General features: G+C 73.6%; 12 protein-coding genes. 8 read left to right on the top strand and 4 right to left on the bottom strand.

Annotated elements, in window-relative coordinates; all coding sequences use genetic code 11:
• Both ACXJKG_RS00370 and ACXJKG_RS00365 read left to right on the top strand, forming a co-directional pair.
• Positions 1-1,938, top strand: a 1,938-nt coding sequence (locus tag ACXJKG_RS00370; RefSeq protein ID WP_456843770.1) for an FAD-binding and (Fe-S)-binding domain-containing protein, incomplete at its 5' end; no start/stop codon positions are given.
• Positions 1,935-2,612 carry an SDR family NAD(P)-dependent oxidoreductase gene (locus ACXJKG_RS00365; protein WP_456843769.1) on the top strand — a complete coding sequence of 226 codons (678 nt, stop codon included), beginning with the start codon at positions 1,935-1,937 and terminating at the stop codon, positions 2,610-2,612. The genes ACXJKG_RS00370 and ACXJKG_RS00365, both read left to right, overlap by 4 nt.
• 8 nt (positions 2,613-2,620) lie before the next feature.
• Here the strand turns inward: ACXJKG_RS00365 and ACXJKG_RS00360 are convergent, their stop codons facing one another.
• Positions 2,621-3,532 (bottom strand): patatin-like phospholipase family protein, encoded by a 912-nt coding sequence (locus tag ACXJKG_RS00360; RefSeq protein WP_456843768.1) that lies wholly within the window; start codon positions 3,530-3,532, stop codon positions 2,621-2,623.
• Positions 3,533-3,848: 316 nt separating this feature from the next.
• On the opposite strand from ACXJKG_RS00360, the gene ACXJKG_RS00355 reads away from it, so the two are divergent.
• Genes ACXJKG_RS00355 through ACXJKG_RS00335 form a run of 5 tightly spaced genes read left to right on the top strand, consistent with a single transcriptional unit; the run spans position 3,849 to position 7,695 of the window.
• Complete coding sequence (locus ACXJKG_RS00355; RefSeq protein ID WP_456843767.1) at positions 3,849-4,379, top strand: RNA polymerase sigma factor; 531 nt, start codon at positions 3,849-3,851, stop codon at positions 4,377-4,379.
• Positions 4,376-5,224 carry a zf-HC2 domain-containing protein gene (locus ACXJKG_RS00350; RefSeq protein WP_456843766.1) on the top strand — a complete coding sequence of 283 codons (849 nt, stop codon included), beginning with the start codon at positions 4,376-4,378 and terminating at the stop codon, positions 5,222-5,224. Before ACXJKG_RS00355 ends, ACXJKG_RS00350 begins: the two co-directional genes overlap by 4 nt.
• The gene (locus ACXJKG_RS00345; protein ID WP_456843765.1) at positions 5,221-6,108 is read left to right on the top strand and encodes an ATP-binding cassette domain-containing protein; all 888 of its coding nucleotides are present in this window, start codon (positions 5,221-5,223) and stop codon (positions 6,106-6,108) included. The genes ACXJKG_RS00350 and ACXJKG_RS00345 overlap by 4 nt, the downstream gene beginning before the upstream one ends.
• Positions 6,099-7,061, top strand: a complete 963-nt coding sequence (locus tag ACXJKG_RS00340) for a hypothetical protein (protein WP_456843764.1) — start codon at positions 6,099-6,101, stop codon at positions 7,059-7,061. Before ACXJKG_RS00345 ends, ACXJKG_RS00340 begins: the two co-directional genes overlap by 10 nt.
• A 1-nt stretch (position 7,062) precedes the next feature.
• Positions 7,063-7,695 carry a hypothetical protein gene (locus tag ACXJKG_RS00335; protein WP_456843763.1) on the top strand — a complete coding sequence of 211 codons (633 nt, stop codon included), beginning with the start codon at positions 7,063-7,065 and terminating at the stop codon, positions 7,693-7,695.
• A 74-nt stretch (positions 7,696-7,769) separates the two neighbouring features.
• On the opposite strand, the gene ACXJKG_RS00330 is transcribed toward ACXJKG_RS00335, so the two are convergent.
• The 3 genes from ACXJKG_RS00330 to ACXJKG_RS00320 form a co-directional block, all read right to left on the bottom strand.
• Entirely contained in the window at positions 7,770-9,305 is a 1,536-nt protein-coding gene (locus ACXJKG_RS00330; RefSeq protein WP_456843762.1) for a GMC family oxidoreductase, read from the bottom strand.
• Between the two features lie 17 nt (positions 9,306-9,322).
• Positions 9,323-10,252: a Vgb family protein gene (locus ACXJKG_RS00325; protein ID WP_456843761.1), complete on the bottom strand. Its 930-nt coding sequence runs from the start codon at positions 10,250-10,252 to the stop codon at positions 9,323-9,325.
• A gap of 328 nt (positions 10,253-10,580) precedes the next feature.
• Positions 10,581-11,165, bottom strand: coding sequence for a methyltransferase family protein (locus ACXJKG_RS00320; RefSeq protein ID WP_456843760.1), 585 nt, complete (start codon positions 11,163-11,165; stop codon positions 10,581-10,583).
• An 87-nt stretch (positions 11,166-11,252) separates the two neighbouring features.
• On the opposite strand from ACXJKG_RS00320, the gene ACXJKG_RS00315 reads away from it, so the two are divergent.
• On the top strand, positions 11,253-11,819 hold the full coding sequence (locus ACXJKG_RS00315) for a TetR family transcriptional regulator (RefSeq protein WP_456843759.1): 567 nt from the start codon (positions 11,253-11,255) through the stop codon (positions 11,817-11,819).
• Positions 11,820-11,839 lie beyond the last annotated feature (20 nt).

The raw sequence follows: 11,839 nt of genomic DNA, 5'->3' as shown, positions 1-11,839 counted from the left end.
ATCGAGCTGCTGGATGCCACGTCGCTGCGGGTCGCGCAGCGCGACCCGCAGGCGATCGGCACGCTGCTCTCGCTCGACGTGACGACCCAGGCCGCGCTCCTGGTCGAGCACCAGGCCGAGACCGCCGCCGAGCTCGCCGACCGCGTCGGGACGAGCGCCCCGCTCATCGATCGCCTGCCCCTGACCGCCCCGACGCGACTGAGTCCCGACGCGACGACCCGTGCCGCGCTCTGGCACATCCGTAAGGGGCTCTACGCCGCCGTCGCCGGCAACCGCCCCTCGGGCACGACCGCCCTGCTCGAGGACATCGCCGTCCCGGTCCCCGCGCTGCTGGACACCTGCACGCGGCTCGTGGCGCTCTTCGACCGGTACGGCTACGAGGACGGCGTGATCTTCGGGCACGCGAAGGACGGCAACATCCACTTCCTGCTCAACGAGCACTTCGGCACGACCGCGTCGCTCGACCGCTACATCGCGTTCACCGACGACATGGTCGATCTCGTCCTCGGACACGACGGGACGTTGAAGGCGGAGCACGGGACGGGCCGGATCATGGCGCCCTACGTCCGCCGCCAGTACGGCGACGAGCTGTACGAGGTCATGCAGGAGGTCAAGCGGCTGGCGGACCCGCGCAACGTGCTGAACCCCGGCGTCCTGCTCAACGAGGACCCCGTCGCCCACGTCGCGAACCTCAAGGTGGCACCGACGGTCGAGAAGGAGGTGGACCGCTGCGTCGAGTGCGGCTACTGCGAGCCGGTCTGCCCGAGCAAGGACCTCACGCTCACGCCGCGCCAGCGCATCGTGCTCCGCCGCGAGCTGACGGCGGCCCAGCAGGCCGGGGACCACGAGCTCGTCGCGAGCCTGGCGGCGGACTACGACTACGACGGCATCGACACCTGCGCCGTCGACGGCATGTGCGCCACCGCGTGCCCCGTGCTGATCGACACCGGCGACCTCGTGCGACGGCTCCGGCACGAGCAGCGCACGCGCGGCAGGCAGGCCCCCTGGAAGGCCGCGTCCCGGCACTGGGACTCGGCGTCCCGCCTGGGCGGAGTCGCGCTGTCCACGGCCACGGCCCTGCCCGCACCGCTCGTCACGGCAGCGACCGACGTCGCGCGGAGGATCGTGGGGACCGACACGGTCCCCCGCTGGACGGCAGACCTCCCGGCCGGCGGGTCTCGGCGCGTCGACCTGCACCCACCCGCGGCGGACATCGTCTTCTTCGCCGCCTGCATCGGCACGATGTTCGGGCCCGCCGCCGACGGCCCCGGGTCCGCGGGCGCGTTCCTGCGGCTGTGCGAGCGGGCCGGCGTCCGCGTCCGCACACCCGAGGGTCTCGCCGGAATGTGCTGCGGCACGCCGTGGAAGTCGAAGGGCCTGACCGACGGCTACGAGGACATGCGCGACCGGGTCCTGCCGGCGCTGTGGGAAGCCTCCGAGCACGGGCGCCTGCCGGTCGTCGTCGACGCCGCCTCCTGCACCGAGGGGCTGCAGCGCCTGCTCGAGCACGGTCACGACGGCGTCGAGGGTCTGCGGGTCGTCGACGCCGTGCAGTTCGTCGACGAGCAGGTCCTGAGCGACCTGACCGTGACCGCCCCGATCGGGTCGATCGCCCTGCACCCGACCTGTTCGTCCGCCCACCTCGGCACCGACGAGGCCCTCTCCCGCATCGCCGCCGCGATCGCGTCCGAGGTCGTCGTCCCCGACGGCTGGGGCTGCTGCGCCTTCGCCGGCGACCGCGGCATGCTCCATCCCGAGCTGACCGCCTCGGCGACGGCACGGGAGGCGRCCTCCGTCGCGGCACGCCACTTCGACGCCTACGCCTCCTCGAACCGGACGTGCGAGCTCGGCCTGACGCGGGCGACGGGCCACCCCTACGAGCACCTGCTCGAGACCCTGGAACGCGCGACGCGCACCGACGACCGAGGAGCCCCGTGACCAGGACCGCCGTCATCACCGGGGGCATGAGCGGCCTCGGCGCGGCCTGCGCCGAGCGGCTCGCGCGCGACGGCGTCGACGTCGTGCGGCTCGACCTCGCGCCGGGCGCCGACGTGGTCGTCGACGTCGCGGACCAGGCCGCCGTCGCGGCCGCCGTCTCCGGCATCGGCACCGTCGACATCCTGGTCAACTCCGCCGGGATCGTCGGCCCGAACCTCCCGCTCTGGGAGATCGACGCGGACGCGTGGGACACGGTCTTCGCCGTCAACGTCCGCGGCTCGTTCAACCTGTGCCGTGCGGTGGTCCCGGGCATGCGCGAGCGCGGCTGGGGCCGGATCGTCAACATCGCGAGCATGGCCGGCAAGGACGGCAACCCGAACCTGTCGGCCTACTCGGCGTCCAAGGCCGCGGTCATCGCGATGACCAAGTCGCTCGGCAAGGAGCTCGCGACCAGCGGCGTCCTGGTGAACGCGATCGCGCCCGCCGTGATCGCGACGCCGATGAACGACAGCACGAGCCCCGAGGTCCTCGCCCACATCACGAGCCTGATCCCCATGAAGCGGGTCGGGCGCGCCGACGAGGTCGCCGAGCTCGTCGCGTGGCTCGCCTCGGACAAGGTCAGCTTCTCCACCGGAGCCGTCTACGACATCAGCGGCGGCCGCGCCACGTACTAGCGCGCCCGTCAGCCCCAGAGCTCGGCGAGCCTCTCCGCGAGCGCCACGCCCTGCTCGTGACCGGCCCGAGCGGCGGCCGGACGCATCGACAGGTCCATCGCGTCGGCGCCGAACATGTGCTCGGCGCCCGCGTCCGGGACGACCGTCTCGACCCGGCTGCCACGCGCGCGGAGCTCGTCGACCTGGGTGGCGAGGTGCGTGCCCCACGCCGGCGGGTGCAGGGATCGGCCGCCGAAGGGCGACAGCATGAGCACCCGCGCGCAGCCGGCGGCCAGATCGGCGTTCTCGGCGTTGGACCGGTACCCGCCGTCGATGTAGCGGTGCTCCCCGATCCGGTAGGGCAGGCCGCTGGAACAGCTCGCGGCGACGGCGTCGGCCAGGTCGACCCCGGAGTGGCTGTCGAACACGACCGGCTCCCCGGTCTCGGCATCGACCGCCGTGATGAGCACGGTCCGCTGCGGCCAGCTCTGGCTGGGCAGCCGCGAGGCGACGGTGGCGCGCCACTGCGCCTGCCAGGTGCCGTCCGACGCCGCCTCCCTCTCGAGTGCCGCCGCGCCCATCCTGCGGCGCAGGTCGGCCACGTCCTCGGACGCGGCGATGATCCTGGTCAGCCGCTCGAGGTGGTCCGTCACCGGCCTGGCGGGGCCGCGCCCCGGACCGGGGCGTGGCTGGGGAGCCGGGGCGAGGGTGGCGGCGAGCAGCTCGGCGGGTGTCGCGCCGGCCAGCTGGGCCGCGGCCGTGGAACCGGCCGACGTCCCGACGGTCAGGTCGGCCGTGGTGACGTCCAGCCCGGCCTCGGCCAGGCCGGCGACGACGCCGATCAGCCAGGCGTTGCCTGTCGATCCGCCGCCGCCGAGGACCAGGGCGCGCTCGCCCGGCGTCGACGTGGAGTGCAGGGGTGACGAGGGTGTCGTAGTCATGGGAGTCGCCTTTCGCGAAGTGCCTGGCGGGCGCTCCCCGTGGCGACTAGCGACGTCGCGCGGTCGTGGACTGCGAGGGAGCACCCAGTGCGGATACTGCGGTCATGGGTCTCACCTCCTGACGACGGGTCACGATCACCGGGACGGTACACACGTMCGGCTCGTGTGCGCAATCGACTTTCCGCGCCCGCCCCTGGGCCGGCGAAGGCCGCGGGTCTAGCGTTGTCGGTGCTGTTCAGCGCACGCCGCCGCGGTGGCTGCCCACTGATCCTGATCCTCGCCGAACAGTCCGGGGGGCCGGCGGATACAAGTGGCTGTGGACGACAACCTCGAGCGCTCCGACCGTGACCTGCTGGTCGCGATCGTCGGGCGCGACCGGGCGGCGCTGCGGGACCTCTACGACCGGCACGCGCCGTGGCTCCGGCTGCGCCTCGGCCGTCGCTGCGCGGACAGCGGGCTCGTCGAGGAGGTCGTGCAGGACGTCTTCGTCGCCGTCTGGCGCAAGCCCGGCGCGTACTCCGGGAGCGGTGTCGTCGAGGCGTGGCTGTGGGGCATCGCCATCCGTCGGCTGCTCGCGTCGCTGCGTCCGCGGCGCCCCTTCCCGACGGCGCGCGTGCCGGAGGTCAGCCAGCCGTCCGCCGAGGACGTGCTGCTGCTCGGAGTGCAGCACGGCGACGTCGGCACCGCCCTGAACAGGCTCTCCCCCGAGCTGCGCGCCGTCATGACCGCCGTCGTCCTGGACGGCTTGTCCAGCAGCGAGGCCGCGCGACTGCTCGGCATCCCGGCGGGGACCGTCCGCACCCGCATGCTCCGCGCCCGCACCCAGCTCCGGGGGGCCCTCTCATGACCTGGCACATCGAGCCCGGCCTGCTCACCGCCTACGTCGGCGACCGGCTCGACTACGCACGCAGCGCGTCCGTCGAGGCGCACCTGACCGGGTGCGAATCGTGCCGGTCGGCGCTCCGCGAGGCCGTCTCCGCGGTCCCCGCGCTCGCCGGTCGGCACGCGGACTCGTGGGCGGCGTTGACGGACCGGGTCGACCAGCCCGGGCTCACGTGGTTCGAACGGGTCCTCGTGCGCTGCGGCGTCAGGGAGGCCACCGCCCGGGTCATCGCGGCCTCCGAGCTCACGGGACGGGCGTGGGTGGCGGGCTTCGCGGTCMTCGTCGTCGCGACGGTGTTCTCGACGATCGCGTCCGAGGCGATCGGCGTCGCGACGTTCCTGCTGCTCGTCCCCGTGCTGCCCGTCCCCGCGGTCGCGCTCGCCTACGGCTCCCGAGGTGAGCTCGCGTACGAGCTGGCGGTCGTCGCGCCGTACTCGTCGGCCCGGCGCCTCCTGCTGCGCACGCTGACCGCGCTGGCCGTCTCGCTCCCCGTCGCCGCGTTCCTGTCGTTGGCGGTCCCTGAGGTCCAGCCGGTGCTCTGGCTGCTCCCGGCGGTGGCACTCACCCTGCTCACGCTGGCCGCGATCACCTTCGTCCGTCCGCTCTACGCCGCGGCCGGCGTCGCCACCGCCTGGTTGCTGGTGAACCTGGCCGCCCTGCCGGGAGCGCGAGGAAGCATCGACCGCCTCCTCGACCTGCTCCCCCAGGCCCAGGGCGCGGGCCAGCTCGTCCTGGCCGTCCTGTGCGTCGTCGCCGTCGTCCTGACCGTCGCCCGTCGCGCTCGCTTCGAGAGGATCTCCCCCGCATGACCGCGAGCATCGCCGTCACCGGCGTCAGCAAGTCCTTCCGTCGTCTCCCCGTCCTGGACTCCGTCTCGTTCGAGGCCGGCCCCGGGATCACCGGGGTGCTCGGGCCCAACGGCGCCGGCAAGACGACGCTCCTCCGGATCCTGGCCACCGCCCTCACGCCGGACTCCGGCTCGGTCCGGTTGCTGGGCCACGACGCCGCGACGACGGAGGGCCGACTGGCCATCCGGCGCGGCCTCGGCTACCTGCCGCAGGAGCCCGGCCACTACCGGACGTTCACGGCGTACGACTTCGTCGACTACGTCGCAGTGCTCAAGGAGATCACCTCCACCTCGGAGCGGCGCCGCGAGGTCCGTCGCGTGCTCACCGCGGTCGGCCTGGAGGACCAGATGCACAAGCGGATGGGCGCCCTCTCCGGCGGGATGCGTCGCCGGGTGGCTCTCGCGCAGGCCCTCCTCGGGGATCCCGGTCTGCTGGTCCTCGACGAGCCGACCGTCGGGCTCGACCCCGTCCAGCGGCTCCGGTTCCGGGAGGTGATCAGCGCCACGGCACGCAACCGGTGCGTCGTCCTGTCCACGCACCTCACCGAGGACATCCAGGCCGTCTGCTCGCGCTTGGTCGTCGTCGACCGCGGTCGGATCCGCTTCGAGGGCGAGCCGTCGGCTCTGGCCGCGCGCGCGGCGGGCCGGGTGTGGGTGTCGGACGCTCCCGAGACGCGCGCGCTGCTGTCCTGGGTGACCGCGGAGGGGCTGCACCGGCACATCGGCGAACCGCCGCCCGGTGCGACCTTGGGCGCACCCACCGTCGAGGACGGCTACCTGGTCCTCACGGGCCAGGTCCCCGGCGAGGGACCGATCGAGGAGATCGAGGTGCTGACATGGCGCTGACGACGACCGACGCGCCGGCCGACCAGCTGGTCGGCCGGTCCACCCTCACCGCCCTCGCGCGCGTCGAGGCGCGACGGCTGGCCCGGAACCCCGTCCTGATCCTGGGCTTCCTGGTCCTGCTGGTCCAGGAGACCAGCCTGTTGTGGGACATCCCGGCCAACCGGTGGGCGAACGACGCCTACTCCCGGATGGCCAGCTCGAGCTTCCTGGTCGCCGCGACGTTCATCGTCGCCGCCCTCGCGGCCATGCGGGACCGTGAGGACACGACGGCGGAGACGTTCCGGGCGGTCCCTCCCACCGAGCGCGACCGGACCGTGGCCCTGCTGCTCGCCGGCCTCGTCCCGGTCGCGTTCGCCGCCGCCGTCTCGGTCTACGTCGCCGTGCTCGTCGTCCGGGCCGGCGGCATCCCGGTCGGCGAGGGTCGCGGGCTGGGCCTCTTCCGCCTGAGCCCCGCCGAGATCGCCCACCCCGTCGTGCAGACYGCGGCGGCCTTCGCCGCCGGCGTCGCGACCGCCAGGATCGTCCGGTCGCGCGCGGTCGGCGTGGTGGTCGGGGTGCTCGGCTCGTTCTTCCTCGTCGAGGGGTTCTGGCTCTGGTCGTGGTTCCCCGCCGCGTTCCTCACGCCCGACGCGCTCGCACCCCGACTCACCCAGGACCTCGGCGCGTTCCCGTCCCGTGAGGTCCTGCAGCAGACGACGCTGCTCGACCTGCCCGACTCGTACGACCCCGACTTCTACGCGGTCCGGATGGAGGTCGGACGCGTCGGCTGGCACGCGCTCTTCCTGGTCGGGATGACGATGCTCTTCGCCGGGTTGGCCCTCGCGCGCTCGTCCGGCACGCGATGGCACCCGCTGCGCCTCGTGATCGTGGGTGGCGTCGTCGCTGCCCTCGGCGTCGTGATGCAGCTCTGGGCCACTCACCAGTCGTTCGCCTGGTTCGAGTCCGTGGGCTGACGTGCCCGGCGCCCTCTCCGCGGCGGTGCGCGCGCCGGGCTGGGCCTTCGCCCTGGGGCTCGACGCCGTCGCCGCCCTCGGCGGCCACGCGACGCTGCGCTGGGGCCCCACCCACGCGGTCGGGATCGCCGTCACGGCGGCCGCCGTCCTGATCGCCACCGCCACCGCGTCGCTGTCCGACGACGCCATGGTCGACCTCAGCTGCACGTCGCCGCTGACGTTGCGGCGCCGGACCGTGGCGCGACTGGCCCTCGGCCTCATGGTCGCCGCCACCGCCTGCGCGACGGTCCTCGCAGCCCTGGTCGGCACCGTCCCGCGCGAGGCGCTCCAGGCGCCGGCGGCGTCGATGGTCCTCGTCGTGGCGGTCGGCACCGCGACCGGGGTCGCCGCCGCGAGGATCCGCCCCGACGTGCCGGCCGCGATCCCCGCCGCGATCGTCCTGGTCGCCGGGGAGCTCTGCGCCGCGCAGGTCACGCTCCCCGCAGCCGTGCTGGCGCTCGGGGTCGTCGCCGACGCCTGGACCCGGACGGCCGGCGTGGTCCTCGTCGCCGCCGCGGTGGTGATCCTCATGACGCGGGACCGCGGCGCACCCGCGCGTTCAATGACGGGAATTTCCTCCCGTTTCGCGGATTGATCGACACGACCAACGGCCCTCTGGTCCGGGCGACACGTCGATCCGCACCGGCGCCGGCACTGCTCCGACGACCCTCAGTCGTCGAACCGGCTCGCGACGTGCTCGGCGACCATGATMGTGGGCACGTGCGTGTTGGCCGACGGGATGTCGGGCATCACCGAGGCGTCGACCACCGACAGCCCGGCCACGCCGTGGACCCTCCCGGTCGCGTCGACGACCGCGCCCTCGGCGGCATCGCGCCCCATCGCGCAGGTGCCGACGGGGTGGTGGTACGTCCACACGGCCCGCGGGATCCAGGCCCGCACGGCAGCTCGATCGCCGAGCCGGACATCGTGGTCCGGCCTGAGCTGACGCCCGCCGGAGAGCCGGGCGACGGCGCCCAGCCGACAGGCGTCCCGCGCGCGCTCGAACCCCTCGGCGAGCCGGTCGAGGTCCGTCGCCTCGCGGAAGTATCCGAGGTCGATGCGCGGTGCCGTCGTCGGGTCGTCGCTGACCAGTCGGATGCTGCCTCGCGAGCGCGGCTTGAGCAGCGCGGTCCCGACGAAGAACGCCGCGGCGCCGTCGTCCAGGTACGGCCCCCCGACCATGTGCTGCAGGTCGGGCGGCCCCGACGGTTCCGCGCCGTCGGTCCGGGCCGTGGCCGCGACCTGGAAGACCGGGACCGGGAGGACGGGTCCCGGATGGCGTAGGTCGACCGACACGACCGGGTGGTCCACGAGGTTCGCGCCGACCCCGGGAAGGTCGACCCTCGGCCGGACGCCGGCGGCCCTCAGCTGATCGGCCGGGCCGATCCCGGACCGCAGGAGCAGCACCGGCGAGCCGTACGCGCCGCCGCAGAGCACGACCCGGTCGGCGTGGACGATCTCGCCCGACAGCAGCCGCACCCCGGTGACCCGGTCGCCGTCGACCAGCAGGTCGCGCACCTCGGCGTCGCACGTGACGGTGAGGTTGGCCCTCTCCGCGTCGCGGGGCAGGTAGGCGATCGCCGTGCTGACCCGGCTCCCGTCGAGACAGTTGGTCGGGATCCTGCCCACGCCGACGGCGCCCGGGGCGTTGAGGTCCGGGACCGGGACACAGCCGAGGTCCCGCAGGGCCTCCTCCCCCGCCCTCGCGACGTCGGTCAGCTCGCGGTCGGAGTACCTGCGGATCGGCAGAGGTCCCCGGTCCCCGTGCCAGGGCTCCAAGCCGTGGTCCGCGTCGTTCTCCAGCCGGACGAAGTCGGGGAGCACGTCGGCGAACGACCATCCCGCGTTGCCCGCCTCCGCCCAGGCGTCGTAGTCGCCGGGATGCCCCCGCAGGGCGAAGGTGGCGTTGGTGGACGAGCACCCTCCCAGCAGCCTCCCGCGCGGGAGGTGCCGGACCGCACCGTCGGGGCCGGGGACCTCGGTGTAGCCCCAGTCGTGCTGCATGGTGGCCCGGCGGCCGTCGCGGACGTCGTCGGGTGGATCGACCCGATGGTCCGGGCCGGCCTCGAGCAGCAGCACCCGCCGCGACGGGTCCTCGCTGAGCCGGGCAGCGAGCACGCACCCGGCGGCGCCGCCACCGACCACGACGACGTCMCACCCCGATGACCGCCCGCGCTCCTGCGCCCCGGTGACGTTGCCGTCCATCGTCTCTCTGCCGCCGCTCAGTCGTCGCAGTGCGTGCGGACCTCGCTGACCGTGTCGGTGAACGGGTCGGTCACCCAGAGAGCCCCTTGGCTCGCAGCGACCTGCAGCGCGCCGGGAACGTCCCAGGTGCGTGCGACCTGCCCGTGGTCGTCCAGCTGCGCGAGCTGGGCGGAGAGGAACATCGCGGCGTAGAGGTGACCGTCCGGGGCGAGCGTGATCCCGACGGGCCCTCCGGCCACGGGCACCTCGGTGAGCTGGCCCGCGGTCGTGATGCGCCCGATGTTGCCGGCACGCAGCTCGGTGAACCACAGCGCCCGGTCCGGACCCGTCACGATCCGGTTCGGGAAGGCTCCGGCCGCCAGGTCCCACTCGGTGAACGCGCCGGCCGGGGTCATCCGCCCGACCTTGTCCGCGCCGCGCTCGGTGAACCACAGGTTGCCGTCCGGGCCACGGGTCAGACCGAGGGGGCCACCACCCTCGGTGGGGATGGGGTAGAGGGTGAACGCTCCGGTCCGTCGGTCGAGATCGCCGATCCGGTCGTTGCCCTGGTCGGTGAACCAGACGTGCGACCCCGGGCCGACGACGATGCCCTGCGGCAGGGCCGTGCCGTTGACCCCGTCGGGGATCTGGTACTCGTGGACCCGGCCCACGACGTCGACCGTGCCCAGTCGCCCGGTGCCGCGATCGGCGAACCAGACCTGGCCCCCGGCCGAGTCGCGCGTCAGCCATCCGGCGTCGGCGGTGTCCGGATCGGGGACCGGGTACTCGGTGGTCTTGCCCGCCACGATCCGGTTGATCGTGGCGCCGTGGGCGTACCACGTCCCGCCCGGGCCCTGGGTGACACCGAACGCCCCGTCCGTGCCTGCCGGGGGGATGTACGACGTCACGGCGCCGGTGGAGCACCCGTTCGAGTGGGCGTCCGCGGCCGGGGCCAGGGCGACGGTCACCGACCCCAGCACGAGTGTGGCGAGAGCTGCTGCACCGGACACGATCCTGCTACGAAGACGGAGCATCGCAGGCCTTCCCATCCCCCGGCGATCTCGATGGCCGCYGGGCCGAGACGAGATGGAGGTGGGCACGGTCACCGGGACCGGCCGTGGCCGCAGCAGCGCCCCGTCATCGGGACGTCGCGGAGTGAATGACCCGCTGCAGGCTGGGGACCGGTCACCATCGACCGGTCACAGGTCGAACGACACCCTGGAGCCTAGGGCTCCGGCGCCCCTCTCGGAAAGTACTTTTCCGGACATATCGGTCACGGCGCGAGGGTGATCGCCCTCACCAGATGAAGGGGACCAGACGAGCGCGGTCCCTGGCGAAGTCGACGTACGCGTCGCCGAGGGCGTCGATCATCGCGCGCTCCTCTCGTCCGATGCGGTAGACGATCGCCACCAGGCTCAGCAGGACGCAGGCACCCGCCCCCACCCAGTTGCCGAGCATCAGTCCGCAGCCGAGCAGGGCCGCGAGCAGGCCCGCGTAGCTGGGGTGCCTGAGGAATCGGTACGGCCCGCGACTGACGATCACCTGATCGGCGGACGTCAGGACCACCGTCGTGAAGTACTCGCCCAAGGTGACGAACGACCACCATCGCCACAGCAGGCCGGCCCACCCGACGACCGCGCCCAGGACGAACACCCCGACACCCTCGAGCACGGCGTCGGGCACGAGCGCCCGGCCCAGCGGCAGCATCAGGATGCCCGCGAAGAAGAGCGCCCGGAACACGAGCTCGCCTCGCACGTCCGTGCGCGAGGCACCGCGCCGCAGCCTCGCCGTCTGCCGGACCTCGCCCACGGCGAACGCCGCGACAGTGATGCCGAGCACCAGCCGCGCCCAGGCCTCCTGCTGCAGGTACGCCGTCGTCACACGGCGCAGTCTCCCAGCCCGCGTGCGGCACGGGCTCTCGCAGCGAGCCACCCCATGTCAGCCCCTGTCATCGCCTAGGATGCCTGCATGGCGAGGTGGGAGTCGGGGGCGCGGGAGCGCCTGCAGCGCGCGGCCCTCGAGCTGTACGCCGAGCGCGGGTACGACGGCGTGACCGTCGCCGAGATCGCCGAGGCGGCCGGCCTGACCGAACGCACCTTCTTCCGCTACTTCGCCGACAAGCGCGAGGTGCTGTTCGTCAGCCAGGACGAGTTCGAGCACCTGTTCCTGGACGGCCTCGACGACGCCGACCGGCACGACCCGATGTCGCTGGTCGGGTCCGCGCTGGCGTCAGCGGCCGCGATGTTCCCCGACGACCGGCGCGGCTGGTCCCGTGAGCGACGGCAGATCATCGCCGCCCACCCGGCCCTGCAGGAGCGCGAGCTGCTGAAGATGTCGGCGCTCGCCGTCGCCCTGACCCGGGCCCTCACCGACCGCGGCATCGACCCCACCACCGCCGCCCTGGCGGCCGAGAGCGGTGTCACCGTCTTCCGCACCGCATTCGCCGCGTGGCTGGCGGACGGCGAGGACCGGCCGTTCGCCCAGATCCAGGACGGCGTCCTCGCGGACCTCCGCGCCCTCACCGGAGCCGCCTGACCGGACGCACCTGCGCCCGT

Source organism: Cellulomonas sp. P5_C6, assembly GCF_054049635.1.
Note: the sequence above shows the minus strand (reverse complement) of the source record. Positions and strands in the feature narration are given on the sequence as shown.